The organism is Gilliamella sp. Occ4-3, assembly GCF_001690675.1.
GTDB lineage: Bacteria > Pseudomonadota > Gammaproteobacteria > Enterobacterales > Orbaceae > Gilliamella > Gilliamella bombi.
Map to the genome: position 1 here is coordinate 1 of NZ_LZHR01000049.1, position 22441 is coordinate 22441.

A 22441-nucleotide genomic window follows, 5' to 3' on the forward strand; every position below is an offset into this window, starting at 1 on the left:
GGAGGAATGCGTTTTTTTCGTTTTACTCTGAGATTAAGCTTTAATTCACAATACACCCGATAAACACGCTTATGGTTCCATTGATAGCCGAGCTTTCTGATACGATTAAAGCATTTAGGAAAGCCCCAGCGTAAATGCCGGTCTGTGATAGCATTCAATACCGAAACAATCACCGAATCATCCTGTAACTTAGGTTGATAATAGTAAGCACAACGGCTTAAGCCAACAATGGCACAACTCATAGCAATAGTAACTGAATGATTTTGTTGTAGTTGCTGTGCCCACGTTTTACGTGCCTTTGTGGGCACTAAAGCTTTTTTATGATTTCTTCCTGAAGCTGTGATTTTAAGCTAAGCTCGGCAAACATCTGCTTAAGTTTGCGGTTTTCAGCCTCCAGCTCTTTTAAGCGTTTGATATCCGAAGTTTCCATTCCGCCGTATTTTTCCCGCCATTTATAAAAAGTTGAATTACCCATGCCATATTTACGGCAGAGTTCCTTGACAGGAATACCTGCTTCAGCTTCTTTTAAAATAGCGACGATTTGATGTTCAGTCATTTTTTTCATAATTAAATCCCCTTTTACTTTTATCATAGATAATTTTCTACTTTTTTGCTGTACTATTTTAGGGGATAGTTACAAAGTTTAGACGATGAAGAGAGAAATAAAACAGAAAAAATGTAAAAGCTGTGGCAAAAAATTTGCGCTATTTAACTCGCTCGCTCAAGTATGTTCGGTTGATTGTGCTATTCAATATGCAAAAGATAACAAAGTTCAAGAGCGAACTAGAATCAAGTTAGCACGGATAGCCAAGGAGGGCGTAAAAACACGCTCAGAGCATTTAAGAGATGCACAAACAGTATTTAACGCATTTATTCGAGAACGAGATAAGAGCGAGCCGTGTATTAGTTGTGGACGCTATCACACGGGTCAATATCACGCAGGACACTATCGAAGCGTTGGTGCGTGTCCAGAGTTACGATTTTGTGAGCTGAATGTACATAAGCAATGTTCAGCATGTAACAATCACAAGTCAGGGAACATCATTGAGTACAGAATTAATCTGGTGAAAAAAATTGGCATTGAAAAAATTGAATGGTTAGAGGGGTATCACGAACCCAAAAAATACACGATAGAGCAAATAAAACAGATTAAAGCTGAGTATAAGCAAAAATTAAAAGAGTTAAAAAAGGGGGCGTAATGAGAGAAACTAAAGATATTTTAACAGCATGGAAAAACACCCGTATATTAAAAAGAATGGGAACCGAATACCCCTCAAAATCGGCAGGTATTGATGGTGCGCCAATGGATTTTGATTATCGTCAGTATTTAACAGAAGATGAAGCTGAAATTGTTGATAATGCGGTGTTGATTTTAAAAGATGATAATTATTCACAGTGGATTGTTTTAACTGCATATTATTTGCGTGGAGTTTCGTGTAACGCCCAAGCAAAAGCGATAGGGAAGCGTCCACACGATATTATTAATTTATTAAATCAAGCTGAGATGTTTGTAAGAGGAAATATTTACGAATATTTCAAAAAAGTTGCATAAAATGCAAAATATTGTAGATAAAAAGCTGGACTTTGCGCAAATGCGCATATATAATTAGCTCAAAATGCGGTTTCCAACGCATAGAATTTAAGCCCACTGAAATAGTTGGGCTTTTTATTGCTCAATGTGCAACCTAGTCCATTTCGCATTTTGACTTATATTTTATATTGGCTGAGTCTAATACTTTTTTTCTGTATTTTTCAGCATTTGTTAACTGTTCTAATAAAGCGTTGAGTGTTTTTTTATTAAATCCAACCTTGTTATATATTGATGATTCACTAAAAATTATTAAAGAATTATTAAAATAAGTATGGAAATTCATAATATTTTCTGCGTCTTCTGATTTTAATAATCCAACTTTATCTAGGTTAGATTTATAAATTGAAGGTAAATTTAATTCGGAGTCTGGAGTGATTAATCTGTTTTCTAAAAGATTCGTATTATTAAATTCTTTTATTTTTTTATTTACTGTCTGAATGCGTTCGCAGATTATATCAGAACCATGATAGCCTTCTATTTCAACAGCAAAAATTTGCAGCCATTTTTTTCCTTCTTCTTCTTGTTGCAACTTGGGAATGTAATATGTAACAACAACACTAACAAATGCTGATATTAAACCACCAATAACAGTTGCACATATTGTTTGTAAAAAATCACTTTTCATTACGTTATTCCTTATCTATTTCAAGCCTCAATTAAGAGGCTTTTTTGTTATCAAGATAGTATTTAACAGCATCAACAATAAGTTGAGCTTGGGGTATATCTAGGCTTTTACTTGCTTGCTCAATTAATGCGATATCATCAACGTGAAGTTTGAAGCCTTTCACTTTAACTCCTCGTTTTTGGTCACTTTTTGCTTGAATTTCTGTTATTGATTTTGCCATAAAATCACCTTGATTTATTAAGTGTCAATTGATATATTTAAGGTCATCGGTAGGGCTTTCACCCCACCTTTGATACTACTTAAAAAGCCGGAAAACTTACAAGTAGTAGAAGAAATATGATTAAAAATTTCATTTTTTCTTCTCCTTAAGCCCTCATCGAAAGCTGAGGGTTTGCTTTATCAACGTCTTGTTGATGGTTATTATTATAGGTTAACCTATAATAAAAGTCAACATTATTCATTTAAAATTCAATATATGAAATATGTTAAAAATGAATTATACTTTTAACATTATTAATGACGATAAGTATGAATAATGTACTCAATTTCTCCATATCTATTTCGTAGCTATAATAAAAACATTATGGGACCTCAAGGGCGCCACTATTCTCGGCTTGACGATATTTCGGGGTATGATTTATTTACACTTTTAGATGATTTTATTAAAAAATATGCATCGTATGAGATTAATGACAATACAAAACAAGTCTATCGATTTGAAAACGTATTCATTGATCAAGGCAGTAGAACAATAAGTGTTTGGTTTGTTGTTGGGACTTATGGTATAAAAACTGATATTATCGATATAGATACTGGGCTTGTCAATTTCCGAAAAGCTGAAAATAATGCTGAAATGATTAAGTATTATATGCATTTTTTCATACCAGTTGGCTTTGATGAAGCAATTGTTTTAACTTCTAATTATAGAAGCTCTGGGGTGAAAACTTTATTTTATTCTTTATTTTCAAAGTATTTTTCTAGTAAAACTAAACAGAAGTTGCAAATGAATACTTTATCATATGATAAAGCCTTTAATTCTTGGTTGGATGCAAGAATGACCGAGATTAGATGTACTAAATTTAATGGTTGCAAAGATATTACAGACCAATTAACGTTGTTGGGACATCAGGAACAAGAGTTGGTTATTAAGCCGCAAAAAAATAAATCTTTGGGGCGGTTGAGAGATTTCATCGGTAAAGGTGATAAGTTAGAAGCGATCGAAGTACTTTTCGAAACATCAGCTGTAATAAAAAGTGTCGTTGAATTGGATGGTAAAAAAAGGACATTTAGAATTGGCGAGAAAGCAACGAATGTTTTGTGCGAAATTGAACTAGACGATACTGTTGTAATGACTAATGGCGTTCCTGTATTTAGCTCTATGCAAAAATGGAGTGAAGAAATTGTAAAAGAGTATGCTCAACGTATGTATCCAGGATTATCTATAGGTTGATGAATTATGAATGCTAAAATAAATATATGCTCTTTAATTAAAGGACATATAAAGACACTTTATGATGCTAGTACACAAAGACTAAGTTATAGTGATATTGTAACTTTTTTTATTCTACCAGCGGTAATTGCTATCTTGTGTAGTTTTTGGGGGGTAAATTTAAGTAATGATATTATTTCGTTGCTTGTTAATTTTGGTTCGATATTTACAGCATTGTTGTTGAGTGTACTTGTCTTAGTTTATGATCAAGTGGGTAAAGTTACTGAGAAATTAAATGATGATAAAAATGAAAACGATCTAATGTTAAAGCTGAAATCTAGATTGCTTCAAGATTTATATTTTAATATCAGTTACTCTATGGTTTTATCATTATTTTTAATAGTGTTATGTTTTTTTATTCAATGAGTTGTGAGTTTGTATTAACCATTCCTTATATCGAAACAGAACTAAGTATAAGTCGTTTGTTTTTTTTACCAGCAATAATTTTTGTTACTATAAATTTATTATTAACCATTTTAATGATCATAAAAAGACTTCACTCTTTACTTATATCAAAAAATTAGCACTTCGAAACACCAGATTCATGTAAAGCTCCCAATTGGGGGTTTTTTTATACCCAAATTTTGAGTATTCACTCAACATCAAATCGACAGCAATGCTAGACACGCACACAACTCAATATAGCTAGTACGCTGTCACATCATTAACTAACGAGAAGATTTAATTATGCCGATAAAAGACCCTGATAATGTCAACTGGGTTGTTGTCATTTATCTATTTATTATTACATCACTCGGCTCATTAGCTAGCTATTGCTACCATGTGCTGAATGGCGACAAATTCAATATTTGGGGGTTAATTGCCCAGATATTTATCTCAACGTTCGCTGGTGCTTTGGTTGTGCTGGCCGCAAGTTATTTTAATTGGCAATTCGAGTTTGCTGGCGGTGTAGCTGGTTTAGCTGGTTGGTCTGGCGCTACTCTTATTAAAGCGCTGGAGGAGCGACTAATTAAAAAAGCGAAAGGAGAAGATTAATGAGGCTAACAAGATTAAAAACAAGTGAGCGCGGTACGTTTGGTAAAATACAATTGCCGTCGGGTGCGGTTTTGCCAACTTTAGAGCTACCGTGGAAAGATAATCAACGTCAAATTTCATGTATTCCACCTGCTATATATCAATGTAACATCGTTAATTCACCAAAATTTGGTCGAGTATATCAAGTCAAAGACGTTCCTAATCGCTCTCATATTTTAATCCATGCAGGTAATTGGACCAAAGATACACAAGGCTGTATTTTAGTCGGCATGAGCAATAACGACACCCAGTTATTTGAAAGTAGAAAGGCGTTAAATTTGCTGATGAACGAACTTAACGGGCAGTCATTTAAGTTGGAAGTTATAGAAGCTTATGAATAAGACAAATATAACAAGCATAGCATTAATCATTATCGGCTTTGTCTTTGCTGTCTATTTCGGTTACAACAATTATCAAGAGAAGAAACAGCTACAAAAAGATAAAGCTGAACTGTTCGGAAAAATCGAACAGTTGAACCAGGACATCACTAAAAACAACAAAATCATAGCACAACGAGAGCAAGAAAAAGCTCAGGATGCTATGTCAATTAAACAACTTCAAGAGCAGATAAAAGATGTGCTTAAAAATAATCAATGTGCTAATGATTTTATGCCTAGTAACGTGTCTGACTGGATGCGGAACGGTAAAAACTGAGCACGTTTATCAATGCAATATTCCTGCATCACTAACACAACCAAATAACGAGCCTTATATTGATAAGCGAATCACGTGGGGACAATGTCCAGTTCTGTACACTGAATTATTGAACGAGCTTAGGCAGTGCAATGCGGATAAAAGGGCGATAAGGGAGATTAGTCAATAGAGTTGAATAAGATAACCGCAATTAAGTTAAAATGTGATGTGGTTAACAGATTTATAAAAAATACTCATATAATATGCTACTACATTGAATTTTAAGTTAGGTATTAATATGGATGAATATTTTATTGTAGTAGACAAGCCTTTGCTTGTATCAGTGGGTGGTAATTACTTTTATGCAGAAAAATCTTATGTTAAAGACGATAAAACTTATTATAAAGTTATTGGCGGTTGTGATGATACGCATCTTTGGTGTGGTGGTAAAGATTATGGGGCGATAGATTTAATTATTGTATACAAGGATGGTAACTCAGCTGGGGCGATAGAGGGAGCTAACAGGTTTATTCATTTGGGAAAAGCTACAGTAAAGAGAAGATAAATTCTACAACTATCCATAAACCGCTTCGGCGGTTTTTTTATGTCTAAAATGTTTGAAACACCACAAACCCAATTCAATTTTCAATCAATCATAATGCCATCACACGGCAAATATTAACCAAGAGCTTTACAGAATGAGCCTGAGAGAATGACAGTTAATGTCTGAAATCTTGGGGCTGTTTATTCTGTGTGACTTAGGCTCATTCTATAAAGGACATAATATGAATATTATTAAATTTGATTTTAACGGTCATCAAGTTGGTTTTAACGATGATGGTTGGATTAACGCTACAGAAGCTGCGTCAAAATTTGGCAGAAGACCAAATGATTGGCTAACTCTTCCTGATACTGTTAATTATATCAATGCGTTAGAATCTAGATACCAGAAAATCCCGTATGTAAAAACTAGCAGAGCAAGAAAGGATCGTGGTGGTGGTACTTGGATTCATCCTAAATTAGCCGTTCGATTTGCCCGGTGGCTGTCTGTGGATTTTGAAATATGGTGTGATGAGCAAATAGATAAACTCATTCGCTCTCAATCAATAACGTACACAGACGAACAAGTATTAGCAATACTAACTCATAAAGAGCCACAAACATGGGAAAAACGATTCCAACAACCTTTTTATCAAGCATTATCAAAAATGACTAACTTGCCATTCAATAATCATGCTGGTGGTTGTCCATCATTGTTCGGAATGATAACCCAGAAGTGGGTTTATGGTGTCGTACTACCTAAAAAGGTTTATCAGAGCATCAAAGAGCGCACGAAAAAAGGTGAAAAAATCCATCAATTTTTAAAACCAGAAGCTTTGAAAGCGGTAGAAGACCAACTAATCGCAATAACAACAATTGCAAAAGGCTGTATTGATTACAAAGATTTCGAGGCTCGATGCTCAACAATATTTAATACGCAGGGACAGATTAAATTTATATTGGCAGCATAAAGGTAACTATCATGGATAATAATAAAAACCCTATTTTTTACGCTCGCATTGTTAGCATCTCATATGTAGAACATCTAATTAGAATAAATGGCGATAATATTTTCAAACATCATCTAGGAAACTTGGAATTAGAACCCGACAGCCTAGCGTCCTTCTTGGAGGGATTCTATGAACGAGAGCTTTCAGAATTTGAACGCATATGTATGTATGGTTCAATGATTGATATGAATAAAACAAAAGAGGGCTGTTCATTAAAAATCGGCACTACCTTTTATTTAAATCAATCTGGCATAGATAAATTAAACAATCTAATGAGTGATTTCATGCTAATGAATTTAGAAGAGAAAGAAACAAAATCAGCAGTTACATATCATTAACATAAATGATTAATCATACTCGCAGGGTAACGATGAAACAAATTCAATTATTAGTTTAAGGAAAGATTATGATAAAGCCAGACTGGGAGGCTATCGAATCAGCCTACCGCGCTGGTTTGTTGTCCATAAGAGAAATAGCGTCGCAACATGGAATAACTCACGGCGCAATAAACAAAAGAGCCAAGCGTGATGGTTGGGAAAGGGATTTAAGCGCAAAAATTAAAAACAAAGCGGATTCGCTGGTATCCAAAAAAGAGGTATCCACTCAGGTATCCAGTGAAAAGGCACTTAACGAGCGGATACTAATTGAAGCTAATGCCGAAGTAATAGCTAATATTCGCATGGAACACCGAGGTGATATTCGTAAAGCTCGTAATATTACCAACGCCTTATTTGAAGAGCTTGGCGCTGAATGTGCTGATATAGAGGCATTCAAAAAACTTGGTGAGCTATTAGTAAATCCTGATCAGAACGGCAGGGACAAACTCAATGAAGTTTATATGTCCGTCATATCAATGCCAGAAAGAGTGAAATCAATGAAAGCATTAAGTGAAACACTTAAAAACTTAATCACTTTAGAGCGACAAGCTTACAACATAGATGACATACCAAAGGACAACTCGATTAATCAGCTATCTGACTTAATGGATAAATTATCGCAGGAGGGGTAATGTTATCTCCTGAACATTTAAGAAAACTCAGCAATAAGCTTTGGCGTTTAAATAATCTCTACTACATCACGGATAAAGCAGGTAAGCAAATTCGCTTTATGATGACTCCTGAACAGCTTGAATACTTCGAAGGTATGCATACAAGGAATATCATTTTAAAAGCTCGTCAATTAGGATTTACTACCGAGGTGTGCATTATTCAGCTAGACGCGGCATTATTTGAATCAGCCAAGTGTGCGTTGATTGCTCATACTCTAAATGATGCTAAACGATTATTTAGAGAAAAAGTAAAATATGCGTATGACAGGTTGCCAGAAGAAATAAAGCAAGCGAATCCTGCTAGTAATGATGCCGCAGGTGAGTTGGTATTTAAAAAAGGTGGCTCGCTTTATGTATCAACTTCATTCCGTGGAGGCACGCTTCGTTATCTGCATGTTTCTGAGTTCGGTAAAATTTGTGCAAAGTTCCCAGATAAAGCTAAAGAAATTGTCACCGGTGCTTTTGAAGCTGTTGCTACCGGGTGTTTCATTACAATAGAAAGCACCGCAGAGGGTAAAAGCGGTTATTTTTATGATTACTGTAATACCGCAGAAAAAGCCCATATTCAAGGCAAGCTTTTATCATCACTAGACTGGAAGTTTTTTTTCTTCTCTTGGTGGAAGAATCCTCTTTATGCGATAGCGCCAGTTGAACCGATACCAACTCGATTAGAAGAGTATTTTAGCGAAATAAAAACTAAGCATGGTATCGACTTAACCGAACAACAAAAAGCTTGGTATCACGCTAAAGAGAAAACGCTTGGTGATGATATGAAGCGTGAATATCCATCTATCCCAAGCGAAGCATTTGAGCAATCAATCGAGGGCGCTTACTATGCAAGGCAATTCAGAGAGCTATACAAAGAAAAACGCATTACCGTACTACCTGATAATAGCCATTTACCAGTTTATACCTATTGGGACTTGGGGGTTGGTGATTCAACCGCTATTTGGTTTGTGCGTAAAGTGGGTGAAGAATTTCACATCATCGACTACTACGAAAATAGTGGCGAGGGTCTCAGGCACTATATGAAGATCCTTAAAGACAAATCACAAAAACTTGGCTATGAATATGCTGAGCACTGGGCACCGCACGATATTGATAATCGTGAATTATCGGGTGATGGTAAGAGCCGTAAACAGATAGCAAAAGAAGGCTATGAAATTGACGGTGAGAAATACAGCATTAAGTTTAATGTAGCCCCAAGGTTAAGTGTTGATGATGGCATCGAATCAGTTCGTGAAATTCTCCCCTTGTGTGCGTTTGATTCAAGCAAATGCGAACAAGGTATTGCTAATTTAGAAGCCTATCGTAAAGCATGGGATGATAAAAACGGCTGTTGGCGAGATAAACCGTTACATGACCACACATCACACGGCGCGGATGCGTTTAGATATTTTGCTGTAGCTAATCGAAATGCACGCAGACAAGCTTTTACAATTCAAATGGAAACAACATTCTAATGAATCATGACATTACTTTTATTCGACCTGAGCACAAACAAGCATCTATTAACTGGGAAAAAATGCGGGATGTTTGTGCTGGAGCTGAAATAATTAAATCAAAAGGTAATCAGTATTTACCTTATTTAGATCCCACAGATAAGAGTGAACGTAATAAAAAACGCAATCAAGATTATATTGCAAGGGCGGTTTTTTATAGTATTACTGGTCACACAAAAATTGGTTTAATTGGTATGGCTTTCCGCAAAGATCCAACAATTAGCATCCCTAACAAGTTGGAATATCTCAAAACTAATGCAGATGGTGCGGGAACAAGTATTTACCAACAGTCACAATCAACGCTTGAATCAGTATTAGAAGTTGGCCGTCATGGTCTGTATGTTGATTACTCCTCAGATTCTAATGAGGCTATGATTTTATCGTATAAAGCAGAAGATATTATTAACTGGCGAACACAACGAATTAACGGCAAAGATAAGCTAGTTTTAGTTGTTCTTCGGGAAGTAGTTGAAGTCTCTGATGGATATGGTCTTAAAGATATCACTCAATACAGAGAGTTAGCCATTGAAGAAGGCAAGTTTATCTGTAAGGTTTGGCGTCGCACAGGAGAAAATAACAGTGGACCTTATGAAATTGATTCTATTTATGAGCCAAAACCAAAAAATGAAGATCATTGGCATGAAATTCCATTTACATTTGTAGGTGCTCAAAACAACGACCCAACAATTGATGATTCCCCTTTATCTTCATTAATTGAAATCAATTTAGGACACTATCGTAATAGTGCTGATTATGAAGATAGTTTGTTCTTTTGTGGTCAGGTTCAGCCTGCAATTATCGGATTAGACACTGAATGGCGAGATTTCTTGGAAAAGAATGGTGTCAAGATTGGATCTCGTACCCCATTATTACTTCCTCAGGGCGGTAATTTTGTTTACGCCCAAGCACAGCCTAACACTTTAGCTAAAGAGGGTATGGACGATAAGCGCAATTATATGGTGGCACTAGGCGCTAGGTTAATAGAACAAAACTCATCAGCTAAAACCGCAACACAAGCTAATGGTGATCAAACAGCATCAACATCCGTACTCGGTATATGTTGCTCTAACGTGTCGGAGGCTTACACGATAGCACTTAAATGGTGTGCTCATTATCTTGGGGTAGTGGTTGATAATATTGTCTGTTCTATCAATCAAGAGTTTATTTCTAAGATTGCTGATGCTGGCATGATTACCGCTATTGTTAGCTCATGGCAATCAGGCGCAATCAGGGATGAGGATATGATACGTGCAATGCAAAAAATAGATATCATTGACCCAAGCGCAGATCCTGAAACCGTCAAGCAGGAGCTAAAAGACGCAGATCCTCAGTTGCTGGATTAATTTATGACAATTAACAAAAAACTTCGCGATGAAGCAATTTATCACCGCGTTAATCTGGTTGGTTATGAGCATAATTTAATAAGAGAATCACTTAAACTTCTAAATGTCGTTGATCAACAGTTAACAGCCCAGCTATATATTGCGTTAGATGATTTATCTTCTAGTGAATTTAAAATATCACGACTTGAATCAATGCTCAGTAGTGTTAAGTCATTAAATTCATTTTCTGATTATCTCTTTGGTGAATTAAATGCATTTAGTGAATATGAGAGTAATTATCAATATTCACTGTTTGAATCGTTATTATCCGATATTGTTAAAACTAAATACCCTTTAATGCAGATATCGCCCAATCAGTTATTTGCGGTGGTAAAAGCAAAACCATTTCAAGGGCGATTATTGTCTGAATGGGTAAGCAATATCGAAGATGACAGACTTAAACGTGTTACAAATGCCGTTAGAACTGGTTATGTAACTGGCGAAACCACTGAACAGATTATTAGAAGAGTGAGAGGTACTAAAAAGAACAATTATAAAGATGGCGTTTTAGAAACGAGTAAGAGAAACGTATCATCATTAATTCGCTCAGCTGTATCTCACACAGCCGCCGTTTCTCGTGATGAGTTCGGAAAGGCTAATAGCGATTTAATAAAAGGCAAGCAATGGTTATCTACGCTTGATACTAGTACTACTCCGATGTGTATTATTCGTGATTTAAAACAGTATACATTAGATAACCAGCCTATCGGTCATGACATTCCATACGGTGACGGACCGGGTAAATTACATTTTTGTTGTCGGTCTGTTGAAACGTTTATACTAAAAAGTTATCGTGAACTAGGGATCGACATTGATGAGGTGCCAACTGGCATACGAGCATCAATGGATGGTCAAGTTCCTGCTAAAACATCTTATCTTGAGTGGCTAAAAACACAATCACAGGAGAGGCAAGAGCAAATATTAGGGGTAGAAAGAGCGAGGTTATTACGAAATGGAGAAATTGAGCCAGAAAAGTTTTTCACTCGCGATGGACACTTATTAACAATTGACGAATTAAACAACCAACTTAGTGGTCAACTTTCAAATTTAAGAACAGTTGAAGATGTTGAAAATTGGATGCAAAGAAAAAGCATAGCTGCTAATGTTAAATTTCCGAAAGATACATCTCTCGAAAGCGCTAAAGATGTTGCTGAAATATCAGAAGATATTATTAAAAGGTTCAATTTATCAAAACTCTCATGGTTAGGGACAAAAGATAAATTTTCGGAAACTGCGGCTGGTGCTTATAATTTATCTCAAAACTCAATTCACATGGCGCAATGGATGTTAGACCCAAGCGAATGGGAGGCAATTGCAGAAAACGCCGCCATGCTAGGGTTTAAAGATATGGCCATTTATGAAATTGATTTATCTCCAGATAAAAAACAGTTAGCACGGATAATTGCTAACTTGGATGTTTTACCTTACGCATCAGTTCAAAGCATAAAAGGAACAATAGCGCACGAATTCGGGCACTATCTGTATTATCAAGATGAGAAGTATTTATCTAAAATCACTCAAATTGCATATAATGACAAATGGGCGCATGTGCTAAGTTATTATTCTTCTGATTCAAATGAAGAGCTTTTTTCTGAAAGCTTTGCTTTGTATATGCTTGGCGATACTGAATCGAGAAAGAGAATTCATCCTTTAATACTAGAATGGTTAATAAAACATGACAAACGATAATCTAAGAAAGGTCCACGCTTTAATTCAAAAACAGCCGTGGGATGATGACATCTTAGTGGAGATACAAAAGTTGATTGATAACGAGCCAAATTTAGCCATTAAACGTATGATGGCTATGAGTATGAGTGCAGTTACCAATAAAATGGAAAACAGCAAAACAATAGATAAATAAATATTCATTAACATCTACAAGGTCGCTATATGCGGCCTTTTTTATTTTCAGAGCAAAGCTCAAATCCTGAGGGGAAATTATGTTATTTAGAGAAATCAACCGAAAGTTTTATTCAGAAGCGCAAGAAGGTGGCGATGCTGGTGGTGGCGCGACAATCACCCCAGAAGTGCAAGCCTTAATTGATAAAGCAGTTGCTGAAAACACGCAAGGCTTAAAAAATAAAAATAATGAATTGTTAGGTAAACAAAAGGCATTATCTGAAAAACTAAAGCAGTTTGAAGGGATTGATCCTGACGCCGTCAAAACAATCTTACAGCGATTTTCAGATGATGAAGAAGCAAAACTTATTTCAGCAGGGAAAATCGATGAGGTATTAAACAAACGCACAGAGCGGTTTAGAAGCGAGTTTGATAAAAAACTCAAAGCAGAACAAGAACGAGCCGATAGCGCGCAAAAAAAAGCTGAAAAGTATAGCAGTATTGTACTTAGCAACAAAATGACTAATGCGGCATTGAAAGCGGGAGCGTTACCTGAAGCATTAGAAGATATTAGTTTACGTGCCAAAGGCATGTTTATTTTAAGTGATGACGGCGAGGCTGTCGCAGTAGGACAAGATGGCGAACCTTTACTTGGTAAAGACGGTAAAACTCCTTTAACACCTCAAGAGTGGGTGGAATCATTAAAAGATAATGCTCCACACCTATTTCCAAGAGCCGAAGGCACTGGAGGAGGAGGACATAAGGCAGGTGGTTCCAATTTAGTTCGTTCAAAAATGACCAGTACGGAAAAACACAACTACATCCAGAAATATGGTCAACAAGCATATTTAAAATTACCAAAAGATTAAGAGGAAGTTAAATAATGGCAACAACAGTAAATACAGATTTAATCATTTACAACGATTTAGCACAAACCGCATTTTTAGAGCGACGCCAAGATAACTTGGATGTATTTAATGCGGCATCTAATGGTGCAATTCTTATCGATAATGAATTAATTGAAGGAGATTTTCGTAAACGGGCATTTTACAAAGTTAACGGCTCTATTGATCCACGTGATGTTAATTCGGTTGATCCTGTTACAGGTAAAAAAATCGGCGCAGGCGAAGCTGTGGGCGTCAAAGTACCGTGGAAATATGGACCCTATGAAACAACAGAAGAAGCATTTAAACGCCGTGGGCGTGATATTTCTGAATTTTCAGAGGTGATCGGCGTTGATGTGGCAGATGCAACATTAGAGGGCTACGTTAAATATGCCATCAATTCTCTAATGGCTGCTATTGGTGCTAACACTGACATGACAGTAACCGCAGATATTGCGACCGATGGGAAGAAAACATTAACTAAAGGATTGCGCAAATATGGCGACAAATTTAATCGTGTCGCATTATTTGTTATGCATTCTACAACCTACTTTGACATTGTAGATCAGGCAATGGATAACAAGCTATACGAAGAAGCTGGTGTTGTGGTTTATGGTGGTCAACCAGGCACATTAGGCAAACCTGTATTAGTTACTGATTCTGCGCCAGTTGATGCGATTTTAGGTTTAGTTGCAAGTGCTGTCAAAATCACTGAGTCACAAGCTCCGGGCTTCCGTTCTTATGACATCAATACGCAGGAAAACTTAGCAATCGGATATCGTGCAGAGGGTACAGTTAACATCGATTTACTTGGTTACAGCTGGGATACATCAAAAGGTGCTAATCCAGATTTAGCTAAGTTGAGCAATCAAGTTAACTGGAAAAAACACTTTGACAGCAATAAATCTACCGCTGGCGTTTTAATCAAACTAGGAGCGCCAAACGTTAACGGCAAATCTGCCAAAGTAAATAATTAAAACAAAGGGCTTTACGCCCTTTTTCATGGAGCAATGAATGATTAATGCCGATCCTAATTCTAGCAACTTTAACAGTTATGCAAGCATTGATGATTTAGAGCATTTTGCTAACGCAAGAGGTATAAATTTACCTGACAATAAAGAATCATTGCTCATTAAAGCAATGGACTATTTGAATGGATTAAATTGGGCAGGTAAGAAAGCTAAACAAAATCAATCTTTACCATTCCCTAGAAAGGATATTGTTTTGGATGGCTATTTATTACCTAGCAATGAGATCCCAACTCCACTAATAACAGCTCAATGTATGTTAGCTATTGAGGCTATTTCGGATGATTTATTGCCTAGTGTGCGTGAGGCTCCAGTAAAGTCGGAGTCTATAGCTGGTGCGTTAACAGTCGCTTATGCGGTCGATGAATCTGGCTTTAAACCGCAGTATACGGCTGTTATGTCAATATTGGGCGATTTGGTTGTTAGCAGTGGGTTCTCAATAAATTGTATTGCCGAGAGGTCGTGATGGTGAACTTTTATGAACGTTCATTTAATACAGCCTTGAAGCTCCTTTCAAAATACGGAATGGAATACTCAGTATTAAGAAAGGGTAAGGTCTCGATTGTTAACGGTAAAGAAGTTATTACCGAAAATCAAACCTTTACAACAATTGGCATAAAAACCAATTACAACCCAATTGAGATTGACGGAACGGTTATTCAGTCTGGAGATATTCAAATGGTTTTTTCTGCTAATGTTGAGCTGCAAATCAATGATATTGTAACTATTGACGGAGAAAAGTACCTGATTAAACAGCCTAATCCCGTAAAACCTGCTGATGTTCTTATATGCTACAAATCACAGTTAAGGAAAGCGTAAATGTCGAATAGTCAAAATTTTCTATTGTCTATCAATGCGTTTGTAGATAAAGCGAAAGCAAAAAATGAGCGTGTGGTTAAAAAGGCTAGTATCGAAATATTGCAAGACATTATCAGAATGTCACCAGTGGGTAACCCCGAATTGTGGGCGATTAATCAAACCGCTGTAGCATATAACACTGCCGTTTCTGACTATAATTCATCTTTGCGAGATAATCCTGACAATCTAACTAGAAACGGACGATTAAAAAAAGGTCTGAAAGTTCACGATTCAATGGACATCAAGAAAAGAGCAAATTATTCTGGTGGGCGGTTTCGTGGCAACTGGCAAGTCACCTTTAATGTGCCCGCACCTGGTGAATTGGATAGAATCGATCCGTCGGGGGCGGAAACATTAAAAGACGGAATAGAACAAATTGGACGGTATACTTACGGCGTTCAGTCAATCTACTTTACTAACAACCTACCTTATAGCGTGAGATTGGAATTTGGACACTCTAAACAAGCGCCTAACGGTATTGTCAGGCTCGCCGCACTAAATGCTCAAGTTCATTTTGAAAATGCCGCAAAAGGAGGTTAATAATTGATTTCGACAATTTCAGAATTGCTCGAATCGCATCTAGATATTATTGCCAACCAACTAGGTTTACCAATCATTTATGAAAACATTGAAGCAACACCCAATGACGAAATATACTTAAAATCCAACATATTGCCAGCAATCACAACCAACTTTGATTTAAGCGGTAATTCAAGGATTTACAAAGGAGTTTACCAAGTTAGCGTAGTTGCTCCAATTAACACTGGTAAATCACGCTCTCAGCAAATATCAGAAGCGATTATTAAACATTTTAAGCTCAACACAGAGTTAACCAAAGATAATTTTTCACTCTATATCAACTCAATACCAAGCGTTTATCCTGCTATCACAGATAAAACCACTTACACCATCCCAATTAGCATGAATTACCGTGCTGATACATTAATTTAATTAGGAGTTTTACTATGGGTTTTGCATTACCTAACGGCGCACGTGTTTACGTGCAAAAATCAAAAGGCGAGGCTTTAGCATTTGAAACTATTACAAACGCCAAAGAAGCGGTTGTTACATTGAAAGCGAATCACGGGCTTGTGGTCGGTGATGAGGTTCTAATTGCTTCGGGTTGGACAAAATTAAATAATGCGGTTGCTAAAGTATCGAAAGTTAATAATTTAGAGGCCATTCTTGGCAATATTAACACGACAAATGTCATCGCATTTCCTGCTGATGAGGGTAGCGGAACATTAACTAAAATTACAGCGTGGGAAAGATTACCACAGGTAAAAGAGGTTGCTACTGAGGGCGGTGAACAACAATTTGTTCAAATTCAATTTTTGGATGATGATACAGAACGACAATTACCAACCATTAAATCAGCAAAAAGCAAAAGCTTTACTATTGCTCATGACAGCTCTTTGCTGATCTATTCGCTATTACAGGAATTAGATCAGACGAACGATGTGGTAGCAATGAAAATGTATGTACCAAAAGCAAAAGAAACTCGCTACGACGCTGTACGTGTGTCATTTGACCCAACACCTGAGACGGCTATCAACGAGATTGAAACCGTAAAAATCAACACAACCGTTGAATCACCAGCGATCACATTTTATAAAGATAAATAAGGATAAACTAAATGGCAAAATTTAAATTAGTCGCAGAACCAACGTTTAAGTGTAATGTCTTAATTCCTCGTGCAGGTCAAGAGGACGGGCAAATCGAACTAACCTTTAACCATTACTCAGCAGATAAACTCACTAAACTTGAAGATGAAGTTAAAGATAAACAAATCGTCGATCTTGTCATGAAAATAGTTCAAGGTTGGAGTTTGGATGAAGAATTTAATCAAGAAAACATGCAAATCTTATTAAATAACTATCCTGCTGCTTGGCGTGCGATAACCGATACATACTATAAAGAAATGTTAGGTCAGCGCGAAAAAAACTAATTGAACTTGCCATTGCTCTATATACCTCCGAGCCGTCAAAAGATGAACTGGCGGCATTCGGTCTAACCGAAGATGATTACGCTGATGAGTATGTAGAAATATGGCAAGACAATTTAGATGTTTTTAAGCTATTTAAAGCAATGTCCACCCAATGGCGTACAAGCATGGGTGGCGTTACAGGCCTCGATTACAATTGTTTGCCATGGGTTATGAAAGTCAACAACATAGCTGAAAACGAGACTATTTTTAACGATATTCAAATCATGGAAAGCGAAGCCCTGAAATTAATGCACAAATCAAAATAATTGTTAGTTTAAAGGGTAACATTTGAAAAGTCACCCATCAGTCAAACCACCTGAAGGTGGTTTTTTATTGCGCTTAGTTAATAAATTTCATACTATTACCCAAAAACTAAGGAGAATGGTATGAAAAAGGCTTTACTAGCAGGTTTAATTGGGTTTGCTTTAGTTGGGTGTGTGAATGATATTAAGTATAATTATGTGCCAGAGGTTGCTCAAAAAAGCTATCCTGATCTTAATGTAGTTACGACTACGTATATAGGTGATGATATGGTTCGCCAAGGCAACGTCAAAACAATGGATGTAATTTCTTTTCCAGTAGCAACGCAAGTTAATAATTATTGGTACTCTTATATCATTGATGCGGGTGATTATCCTAAGCTAGGTGAAGATAAAAAATATTTATTTTTTGCGGCAAGAAGTGTAAATGGCAATGCTATTGTGAAAAGTTTCAATGTTCCTGCTGCTCCGATAGGTATGAGGGTTAGTAAGGATTCGTCTAAAAATGAAGTGTGTATATCTTTTACAACAGGGACTGATTTTTGTGAGAATCATAAACAGTTTACTTATAAAAAGGTTAGTGTAACGAGTCAGGATGGATTCCAGCAAACACTGATTTATAACGGTAAGGTTGGTAATAAAATTAATATAGGATATCGAGAATTTAATAACGATATGGCTCGTCCAGCTTTTTCTAATAATGCTGAGTATGATTTATCGCGTTCTACGGTGATAAGATATAAAGGTGCTGTTATTGAGGTTTTGCAAGCCACGAATCAACATATAAAATATAAAGTTATTAGCAATTTTAATACTCCTCACTAAGAAAACGGCTTGTGATAAGTTTACTAAGCCCTTTCGGGCTTATTTAAATTTAGTTAATTTGTTATTGACTACCAAAGCAATTTAATTGTATATTTTTTAAAGAGGTGTCGAAACCTTATCAAGAAGCGGATTTATCGCCCCGTTAGCGTGATTTTTTTATGCTCAAAATCTATGCCGAGAGGGCGAGGAATAAAATACCTTAGGGGAATAACTCCAGCCGACTTCTTGCGGTTTTCGAACCTCTTGGCACCCAACAAACAAAAATAAAACAAGTTGGGAGTTTAATTCGAAAATAACAAGAGGATATAGCATGTCAAACACAAAATTAGAAACAATTCAGTTTCACAATCAACAATTAATCGTTCTTAATCACCAAAACAAACCTTATATAGCAATGAAACCAGTTTGTGAAAATATTGGGTTAGATTGGGCTGCTCAACTTAAAAGAATCAAGCGACATCAAGTGTTAAGCTCAGGTATGGTCATGATGACCACACCTTCAAAACAAGGTTTACAAGAGTATGTTTGCCTCCCAATTTCAATGATCAACGGTTGGTTATTCGGTATTGAAACAAGTCGAGTAAAACCAGAAATCAGGGCAACACTAGAACAATATCAATTAGAATGTTTCGATGTACTTTATAATCACTTTATGCCAAAAGTAGCGCAACAATTCCCTAATACGATTTCGCCCGAACAACAACAAGCAATCCAGCAAGCGGTAAACGAGCGAGTTTATCGAACAGGTGAGAGACATCAGGCTGTTTATTCAAAGTTTCATCAGCAATTTAAGATACCACGTTACCAAGATTTACCTGCTAGCAAGTTCAACGAAGCTATAGAGTGGCTTGGCGGTGTAAGCATGAGAAACTTTAAATCGATTAACATTGATAATCTAAAGCGTCAGTACAACTACTTAGCAACAATACAAGAATATTATTATAAGGTATTCGATTTATATAATGATGCGCTTTCCGATTTTCTAAATAAAAATAGCCCTGCTTTGCACTATAACCTTTCATCTGCATTAAATAAAATTCAAGTAAATATCGGTTTATCACTTAATTTTATTCGCAGTGAAATAGATATCGGCTCAAAATCAAAAATAATAAACTTTGCCGCTGATATTGATTATCTAAATTAAATCTGATTACATCAAAAAAAACGTCAGTAAAGGCATTGATTTTATTTAAGTTTTTTCTGGCGTTTTTGGTGGTAACCTCAACAACCCTTTTTTTTTAATCGCTTTTTTAATCCATTGAAAAATATAGATTAATTTAAGAGCTAGAAAAAAGGGTTATTTTTGGAAAAATGGTTAAAATTTAGTTAAAACAAAAGGCTATGTTTGATATAATCTAGATTACCGCCGCATAGGCGGTTTAGAAATCGGTCATTTTAGATGATTTACCACCAAAACCGTTCACCGCCGAGTAGGCGAACAAACCACCTTCGGGTGGTTTTTTATTATCAGTTATCTTCATAATGAAGATGACCTGTGAATGTCTATATAACTCTTTTTGTTGTTTTTTGGATAAAAAATAATCTTGTGGACGTTATTTAACCTATTTACATTTGATTTTTGTATTATTAATAAACAAACTATTGACTCTTTTAGTAATTAATAGAGGTAGTTTGGTTATATGTTTATTCCAATTTGGGTGATTGTTATAATAGCGCTTTTAGTTATAAGTTTAGTTTTCTTTCTCATTTTAATAACTTTTTCTAAAATAAATAAGACCAATGAATTAATGAAGAAGCTTGATAATAGATTGGAGAAAATATCTTCAAACTTGAAACTTTATGCTGAAAAAGTTAGCTCAGAACCTAAAAGTTTTGATAAACCAGAATTTAATGAAGACAAAGTTTTCACTGTATTATTGACGTATGTTAGGGATATAAATGCTTGTGTAGTTTTTTTTACATTAACGGTGTCTGCAGCTTTGTTTTTTTTGCTTAAGCAAGATGGTTTAAAAGACAATGTTTTTAATAATATTATTCAGACTATATCTTTTATAGTAGGGTATATCCCTACGTTAGCTTTACTTTTTAAGTTAATCAACAATGGAGCAAAAATAAGAGGCTGTGGAGTTTTCGCATTTTTTATTATTGTATTTCTTGTAACTTTACTTGTCTTTTCTTTATCAATATTTTCGTTACATAAGGTAGTACCTGACGTAATAAGGCTATTTAATACTTAATTAAGAAACAGAAATTTATGAGTTGCTAATAGTTGGTTTGCAAAGCTATTAACAGTCAAATACATAGCACCTATTAATTTTTGTGATTAGTATAAATTTTCTTTACTAAGTTAGCTTTGTTAACTATACTGTAAAAATATTTATTCACTAATATAAGCTAATTATAGGTTAATAATAAATATAAAACCATGAAAGCAAAGCCAGCAACAAAAGCATTTGATATACAAACTAAATTAACGCCTTATCTTTATAGTAATAAGGAATTAAGTGAGTTTGAATTTATAATGTATGAAATAGAAGCTAACTCAATACCTGATTATATTCAAAAAAATAATACGTTGGGGTTGTTATATGGTGTTCAAAAAAACGATGCTCTAATGAAACTGCACTTTGAAAGCGCATTATCATGTGCTTTTGATTTGGATATTTTATCTAATTATGCTGTACTATTAAATCATTGTTCTTTATTTAAAAAACAGAAACAGGTTTTATTTGATTATAGAGAATATTTGAATACTCCAGCATTATTAAAACATCTTCTTAATGTTGTTTCTATATATTTGGATTCCAATATGGCTGAATTTATCTGTAAAAAAGCTGTTGAGATAAAATGCGATGGGGTTTTTATTAATGCATTTTATGTGCGCAAAATGCAGATTTTAGAGGTAAGGAAGATGACAAATTGCTCTGATACTCAAATTGCTTTATTAGTAGATATTTGTTCAAGTATTCTTAAAAAATATAATCAAGTTTGTGATTTTTTGGAGTTAGAAACTGTGGCTGGTGGGCACTCTGTTTTTGGTGTAGCTACGGGGAGTATTGATATATTAGTTGATATGAATTTCGAATTAGCGGATAGAGTATCAGAAACTCCTGAGTTGGACTCTTGTAAATTAACTGCTGTATTTAGACCATCTAAAAGGGTTGAATTATGAGTGTATCGGGCGATGACTTTTTAAATTCAGCTACTGATTTTCTCAGTAATGAGCGAGAAATAAATTATCGCAATTTTATTTCTCGTGGATATTATGGAATGTACCATAAAATATCAGCAATACTAAAATACAATCCTAAGGTTTCAATATCTCACCATTCGGCTCTTATTGAATATTTAGGAACCCCGTCACAGCATAAAAACGAACCATTTGATTCTAATAAATTAAAATCATTATCATATATTCTTAAGCAAGAAAGACTAATGAGAAATAAAGCCGATTATGATATTAATCATACAGAGATAACTATTTTGGATGTTGACCAGTCAAAAAGAACTCATGATCAGTTTCGTAGTCGGATAAATGAATTATTAAATCGGTAGCAATTAACTAATAACCCGCTTCGGCGGGTTTTTATTAAAAATCTAACAGTTCAGGCTTGATTTGTAGCGCTTCGGCAATTTTAATCCGTGTTGCTTTTCTTAGCTTTTGGCTTTTTTCATATTGAGAATAAGCTGATTGGCTAATACCTATTTTATTCGCAACTTCAACTTGAGATAATTTTAAATACTCACGCCATGCTTGTGCAGGAGAATAGTTATTATCAAAAACCAGGTTAACAACTTCACTTGGTACGCCTGTTTCAATATCGATTGTTTTATTCATTATTATTTTTATGATTAACCTCAATATAAGCATTATATAAGTTTTAGTAAAAATATAAATAATTAGAATTGATAACCATAGTTGACATTCTAACAGTGTAAGATAT

The 22441-nt window shown here is 35.4% G+C and carries 33 protein-coding genes and 2 pseudogenes; 30 read left to right on the forward strand and 5 right to left on the reverse strand.

The genetic code is table 11. The features are described 5' to 3' along the window. A partial coding sequence (locus A9G44_RS05260; protein ID WP_442902929.1) for an IS3 family transposase occupies nucleotides 1-242 on the reverse strand: 242 nt, incomplete at its 3' end. 100 nt (nucleotides 243-342) lie between these two features. Then, nucleotides 343-565 (reverse strand): annotated as a pseudogene (locus tag A9G44_RS05265) (transposase); the annotation flags it as partial. An 85-nt stretch (nucleotides 566-650) separates the two neighbouring features. Between A9G44_RS05265 and A9G44_RS05270 the strand changes: the two are divergent. Both A9G44_RS05270 and A9G44_RS05275 read left to right on the forward strand, forming a co-directional pair. Beyond that, the gene (locus A9G44_RS05270; protein WP_065609588.1) at nucleotides 651-1199 is read left to right on the forward strand and encodes a recombination protein NinG; all 549 of its coding nucleotides are present in this window, start codon (nucleotides 651-653) and stop codon (nucleotides 1197-1199) included. Then, on the forward strand, nucleotides 1199-1552 hold the full coding sequence (locus A9G44_RS05275) for an antiterminator Q family protein (protein ID WP_065609590.1): 354 nt from the start codon (nucleotides 1199-1201) through the stop codon (nucleotides 1550-1552). The genes A9G44_RS05270 and A9G44_RS05275 overlap by 1 nt, the downstream gene beginning before the upstream one ends. A gap of 133 nt (nucleotides 1553-1685) precedes the next feature. On the opposite strand, the gene A9G44_RS05280 is transcribed toward A9G44_RS05275, so the two are convergent. Beyond that, a complete protein-coding gene (locus A9G44_RS05280) occupies nucleotides 1686-2216 on the reverse strand; it encodes a hypothetical protein (protein ID WP_065609592.1) in 531 nt (176 codons plus the stop codon). A 31-nt stretch (nucleotides 2217-2247) separates the two neighbouring features. Then, complete coding sequence (locus tag A9G44_RS05285; RefSeq protein WP_065609594.1) at nucleotides 2248-2436, reverse strand: ribbon-helix-helix protein, CopG family; 189 nt, start codon at nucleotides 2434-2436, stop codon at nucleotides 2248-2250. A 315-nt stretch (nucleotides 2437-2751) separates the two neighbouring features. Here A9G44_RS05285 and A9G44_RS05290 point away from each other — a divergent pair, with 315 nt between their 5' ends. From A9G44_RS05290 to A9G44_RS05420, 28 genes and pseudogenes are all read left to right on the forward strand, one after another. Then, nucleotides 2752-3666 (forward strand): hypothetical protein, encoded by a 915-nt coding sequence (locus tag A9G44_RS05290; protein WP_065609596.1) that lies wholly within the window; start codon nucleotides 2752-2754, stop codon nucleotides 3664-3666. A gap of 6 nt (nucleotides 3667-3672) precedes the next feature. Further along, nucleotides 3673-4071: a hypothetical protein gene (locus A9G44_RS05295; RefSeq protein ID WP_081298266.1), complete on the forward strand. Its 399-nt coding sequence runs from the start codon at nucleotides 3673-3675 to the stop codon at nucleotides 4069-4071. A 321-nt stretch (nucleotides 4072-4392) separates the two neighbouring features. Then, the gene (locus A9G44_RS05300) at nucleotides 4393-4701 is read left to right on the forward strand and encodes a phage holin family protein (RefSeq protein ID WP_065609598.1); all 309 of its coding nucleotides are present in this window, start codon (nucleotides 4393-4395) and stop codon (nucleotides 4699-4701) included. Continuing rightward, nucleotides 4701-5081: a DUF5675 family protein gene (locus tag A9G44_RS05305; RefSeq protein WP_081298267.1), complete on the forward strand. Its 381-nt coding sequence runs from the start codon at nucleotides 4701-4703 to the stop codon at nucleotides 5079-5081. Before A9G44_RS05300 ends, A9G44_RS05305 begins: the two co-directional genes overlap by 1 nt. Next, nucleotides 5074-5394, forward strand: coding sequence for a DUF2570 domain-containing protein (locus A9G44_RS05310; RefSeq protein WP_065609600.1), 321 nt, complete (start codon nucleotides 5074-5076; stop codon nucleotides 5392-5394). Before A9G44_RS05305 ends, A9G44_RS05310 begins: the two co-directional genes overlap by 8 nt. After that, on the forward strand, nucleotides 5342-5563 hold the full coding sequence (lysC, locus tag A9G44_RS14025; protein WP_442902928.1) for an Rz1-like lysis system protein LysC: 222 nt from the start codon (nucleotides 5342-5344) through the stop codon (nucleotides 5561-5563). Before A9G44_RS05310 ends, lysC begins: the two co-directional genes overlap by 53 nt. A 108-nt stretch (nucleotides 5564-5671) precedes the next feature. Continuing rightward, complete coding sequence (locus A9G44_RS05315) at nucleotides 5672-5938, forward strand: hypothetical protein (RefSeq protein ID WP_065609602.1); 267 nt, start codon at nucleotides 5672-5674, stop codon at nucleotides 5936-5938. Between the two features lie 220 nt (nucleotides 5939-6158). After that, nucleotides 6159-6884 carry a KilA-N domain-containing protein gene (locus A9G44_RS05320; protein ID WP_065609604.1) on the forward strand — a complete coding sequence of 242 codons (726 nt, stop codon included), beginning with the start codon at nucleotides 6159-6161 and terminating at the stop codon, nucleotides 6882-6884. 11 nt (nucleotides 6885-6895) lie between these two features. Further along, nucleotides 6896-7261 (forward strand): hypothetical protein, encoded by a 366-nt coding sequence (locus A9G44_RS05325; protein ID WP_065609606.1) that lies wholly within the window; start codon nucleotides 6896-6898, stop codon nucleotides 7259-7261. Between the two features lie 68 nt (nucleotides 7262-7329). Then, on the forward strand, nucleotides 7330-7932 hold the full coding sequence (locus A9G44_RS05330; RefSeq protein ID WP_065609608.1) for a hypothetical protein: 603 nt from the start codon (nucleotides 7330-7332) through the stop codon (nucleotides 7930-7932). Next, complete coding sequence (locus A9G44_RS05335; protein ID WP_065609610.1) at nucleotides 7932-9434, forward strand: terminase; 1503 nt, start codon at nucleotides 7932-7934, stop codon at nucleotides 9432-9434. The genes A9G44_RS05330 and A9G44_RS05335 overlap by 1 nt, the downstream gene beginning before the upstream one ends. After that, on the forward strand, nucleotides 9434-10816 hold the full coding sequence (locus A9G44_RS05340) for a DUF4055 domain-containing protein (RefSeq protein WP_065609612.1): 1383 nt from the start codon (nucleotides 9434-9436) through the stop codon (nucleotides 10814-10816). The genes A9G44_RS05335 and A9G44_RS05340 overlap by 1 nt, the downstream gene beginning before the upstream one ends. A gap of 3 nt (nucleotides 10817-10819) precedes the next feature. Further along, nucleotides 10820-11881 (forward strand): annotated as a pseudogene (locus tag A9G44_RS14030) (hypothetical protein); the annotation flags it as partial. Between the two features lie 649 nt (nucleotides 11882-12530). Next, the gene (locus tag A9G44_RS05350; protein ID WP_034910077.1) at nucleotides 12531-12716 is read left to right on the forward strand and encodes a hypothetical protein; all 186 of its coding nucleotides are present in this window, start codon (nucleotides 12531-12533) and stop codon (nucleotides 12714-12716) included. A gap of 79 nt (nucleotides 12717-12795) precedes the next feature. After that, on the forward strand, nucleotides 12796-13563 hold the full coding sequence (locus A9G44_RS05355) for a hypothetical protein (protein ID WP_034910070.1): 768 nt from the start codon (nucleotides 12796-12798) through the stop codon (nucleotides 13561-13563). 14 nt (nucleotides 13564-13577) lie between these two features. Beyond that, on the forward strand, nucleotides 13578-14555 hold the full coding sequence (locus A9G44_RS05360) for a major capsid protein (protein WP_065609617.1): 978 nt from the start codon (nucleotides 13578-13580) through the stop codon (nucleotides 14553-14555). Nucleotides 14556-14592: 37 nt separating this feature from the next. Next, complete coding sequence (locus A9G44_RS05365; protein WP_065609619.1) at nucleotides 14593-15072, forward strand: DnaT-like ssDNA-binding protein; 480 nt, start codon at nucleotides 14593-14595, stop codon at nucleotides 15070-15072. Beyond that, nucleotides 15072-15425, forward strand: coding sequence for a hypothetical protein (locus tag A9G44_RS05370; protein WP_065609621.1), 354 nt, complete (start codon nucleotides 15072-15074; stop codon nucleotides 15423-15425). The genes A9G44_RS05365 and A9G44_RS05370 overlap by 1 nt, the downstream gene beginning before the upstream one ends. Then, complete coding sequence (locus A9G44_RS05375) at nucleotides 15426-16004, forward strand: hypothetical protein (protein ID WP_065609623.1); 579 nt, start codon at nucleotides 15426-15428, stop codon at nucleotides 16002-16004. A 3-nt stretch (nucleotides 16005-16007) separates the two neighbouring features. Further along, a complete protein-coding gene (locus A9G44_RS05380; RefSeq protein WP_081298269.1) occupies nucleotides 16008-16415 on the forward strand; it encodes a phage tail terminator-like protein in 408 nt (135 codons plus the stop codon). A gap of 14 nt (nucleotides 16416-16429) precedes the next feature. Next, a complete protein-coding gene (locus A9G44_RS05385) occupies nucleotides 16430-17089 on the forward strand; it encodes a phage tail protein (RefSeq protein WP_065609625.1) in 660 nt (219 codons plus the stop codon). An 11-nt stretch (nucleotides 17090-17100) separates the two neighbouring features. Continuing rightward, nucleotides 17101-17412 (forward strand): phage tail assembly chaperone, encoded by a 312-nt coding sequence (locus A9G44_RS05390; protein ID WP_065609627.1) that lies wholly within the window; start codon nucleotides 17101-17103, stop codon nucleotides 17410-17412. A gap of 47 nt (nucleotides 17413-17459) precedes the next feature. Then, nucleotides 17460-17717 (forward strand): DUF1799 domain-containing protein, encoded by a 258-nt coding sequence (locus A9G44_RS14035; RefSeq protein WP_080702287.1) that lies wholly within the window; start codon nucleotides 17460-17462, stop codon nucleotides 17715-17717. A 120-nt stretch (nucleotides 17718-17837) separates the two neighbouring features. Next, nucleotides 17838-18536: a hypothetical protein gene (locus A9G44_RS05400; protein WP_065609631.1), complete on the forward strand. Its 699-nt coding sequence runs from the start codon at nucleotides 17838-17840 to the stop codon at nucleotides 18534-18536. A 310-nt stretch (nucleotides 18537-18846) separates the two neighbouring features. Then, nucleotides 18847-19680, forward strand: a complete 834-nt coding sequence (locus A9G44_RS05405; protein WP_065609633.1) for a phage antirepressor N-terminal domain-containing protein — start codon at nucleotides 18847-18849, stop codon at nucleotides 19678-19680. 496 nt (nucleotides 19681-20176) lie between these two features. Next, nucleotides 20177-20734, forward strand: a complete 558-nt coding sequence (locus A9G44_RS05410) for a hypothetical protein (RefSeq protein WP_065609635.1) — start codon at nucleotides 20177-20179, stop codon at nucleotides 20732-20734. A gap of 188 nt (nucleotides 20735-20922) precedes the next feature. After that, the gene (locus A9G44_RS05415) at nucleotides 20923-21669 is read left to right on the forward strand and encodes a hypothetical protein (RefSeq protein WP_065609637.1); all 747 of its coding nucleotides are present in this window, start codon (nucleotides 20923-20925) and stop codon (nucleotides 21667-21669) included. Further along, the gene (locus tag A9G44_RS05420) at nucleotides 21666-22052 is read left to right on the forward strand and encodes a hypothetical protein (RefSeq protein WP_065609639.1); all 387 of its coding nucleotides are present in this window, start codon (nucleotides 21666-21668) and stop codon (nucleotides 22050-22052) included. The genes A9G44_RS05415 and A9G44_RS05420 overlap by 4 nt, the downstream gene beginning before the upstream one ends. A 34-nt stretch (nucleotides 22053-22086) precedes the next feature. Here the strand turns inward: A9G44_RS05420 and A9G44_RS05425 are convergent, their stop codons facing one another. Continuing rightward, nucleotides 22087-22431: a helix-turn-helix domain-containing protein gene (locus tag A9G44_RS05425; RefSeq protein ID WP_065609645.1), complete on the reverse strand. Its 345-nt coding sequence runs from the start codon at nucleotides 22429-22431 to the stop codon at nucleotides 22087-22089. Nucleotides 22432-22441: the final 10 nt, after the last annotated feature.

Excerpts from the sequence above, each read along its gene's own strand:
- A9G44_RS05270 (WP_065609588.1), top strand. The coding sequence starts at position 651 with ATGAAGAGAGAAATAAAACAGAAAAAATGTAAAAGCTGTGGCAAAAAA.
- A9G44_RS05275 (WP_065609590.1), top strand. The coding sequence starts at position 1,199 with ATGAGAGAAACTAAAGATATTTTAACAGCATGGAAAAACACCCGTATA.
- A9G44_RS05280 (WP_065609592.1), bottom strand. The coding sequence starts at position 2,216 with ATGAAAAGTGATTTTTTACAAACAATATGTGCAACTGTTATTGGTGGT.
- A9G44_RS05285 (WP_065609594.1), bottom strand. The coding sequence starts at position 2,436 with ATGGCAAAATCAATAACAGAAATTCAAGCAAAAAGTGACCAAAAACGA.
- A9G44_RS05290 (WP_065609596.1), top strand. The coding sequence starts at position 2,752 with ATGTACTCAATTTCTCCATATCTATTTCGTAGCTATAATAAAAACATT.
- A9G44_RS05295 (WP_081298266.1), top strand. The coding sequence starts at position 3,673 with ATGAATGCTAAAATAAATATATGCTCTTTAATTAAAGGACATATAAAG.
- A9G44_RS05300 (WP_065609598.1), top strand. The coding sequence starts at position 4,393 with ATGCCGATAAAAGACCCTGATAATGTCAACTGGGTTGTTGTCATTTAT.
- A9G44_RS05305 (WP_081298267.1), top strand. The coding sequence starts at position 4,701 with ATGAGGCTAACAAGATTAAAAACAAGTGAGCGCGGTACGTTTGGTAAA.
- A9G44_RS05310 (WP_065609600.1), top strand. The coding sequence starts at position 5,074 with ATGAATAAGACAAATATAACAAGCATAGCATTAATCATTATCGGCTTT.
- lysC (WP_442902928.1), top strand. The coding sequence starts at position 5,342 with ATGATTTTATGCCTAGTAACGTGTCTGACTGGATGCGGAACGGTAAAA.
- A9G44_RS05315 (WP_065609602.1), top strand. The coding sequence starts at position 5,672 with ATGGATGAATATTTTATTGTAGTAGACAAGCCTTTGCTTGTATCAGTG.
- A9G44_RS05320 (WP_065609604.1), top strand. The coding sequence starts at position 6,159 with ATGAATATTATTAAATTTGATTTTAACGGTCATCAAGTTGGTTTTAAC.
- A9G44_RS05325 (WP_065609606.1), top strand. The coding sequence starts at position 6,896 with ATGGATAATAATAAAAACCCTATTTTTTACGCTCGCATTGTTAGCATC.
- A9G44_RS05330 (WP_065609608.1), top strand. The coding sequence starts at position 7,330 with ATGATAAAGCCAGACTGGGAGGCTATCGAATCAGCCTACCGCGCTGGT.
- A9G44_RS05335 (WP_065609610.1), top strand. The coding sequence starts at position 7,932 with ATGTTATCTCCTGAACATTTAAGAAAACTCAGCAATAAGCTTTGGCGT.
- A9G44_RS05340 (WP_065609612.1), top strand. The coding sequence starts at position 9,434 with ATGAATCATGACATTACTTTTATTCGACCTGAGCACAAACAAGCATCT.
- A9G44_RS05350 (WP_034910077.1), top strand. The coding sequence starts at position 12,531 with ATGACAAACGATAATCTAAGAAAGGTCCACGCTTTAATTCAAAAACAG.
- A9G44_RS05355 (WP_034910070.1), top strand. The coding sequence starts at position 12,796 with ATGTTATTTAGAGAAATCAACCGAAAGTTTTATTCAGAAGCGCAAGAA.
- A9G44_RS05360 (WP_065609617.1), top strand. The coding sequence starts at position 13,578 with ATGGCAACAACAGTAAATACAGATTTAATCATTTACAACGATTTAGCA.
- A9G44_RS05365 (WP_065609619.1), top strand. The coding sequence starts at position 14,593 with ATGATTAATGCCGATCCTAATTCTAGCAACTTTAACAGTTATGCAAGC.
- A9G44_RS05370 (WP_065609621.1), top strand. The coding sequence starts at position 15,072 with ATGGTGAACTTTTATGAACGTTCATTTAATACAGCCTTGAAGCTCCTT.
- A9G44_RS05375 (WP_065609623.1), top strand. The coding sequence starts at position 15,426 with ATGTCGAATAGTCAAAATTTTCTATTGTCTATCAATGCGTTTGTAGAT.
- A9G44_RS05385 (WP_065609625.1), top strand. The coding sequence starts at position 16,430 with ATGGGTTTTGCATTACCTAACGGCGCACGTGTTTACGTGCAAAAATCA.
- A9G44_RS05390 (WP_065609627.1), top strand. The coding sequence starts at position 17,101 with ATGGCAAAATTTAAATTAGTCGCAGAACCAACGTTTAAGTGTAATGTC.
- A9G44_RS05400 (WP_065609631.1), top strand. The coding sequence starts at position 17,838 with ATGAAAAAGGCTTTACTAGCAGGTTTAATTGGGTTTGCTTTAGTTGGG.
- A9G44_RS05405 (WP_065609633.1), top strand. The coding sequence starts at position 18,847 with ATGTCAAACACAAAATTAGAAACAATTCAGTTTCACAATCAACAATTA.
- A9G44_RS05410 (WP_065609635.1), top strand. The coding sequence starts at position 20,177 with ATGTTTATTCCAATTTGGGTGATTGTTATAATAGCGCTTTTAGTTATA.
- A9G44_RS05415 (WP_065609637.1), top strand. The coding sequence starts at position 20,923 with ATGAAAGCAAAGCCAGCAACAAAAGCATTTGATATACAAACTAAATTA.
- A9G44_RS05420 (WP_065609639.1), top strand. The coding sequence starts at position 21,666 with ATGAGTGTATCGGGCGATGACTTTTTAAATTCAGCTACTGATTTTCTC.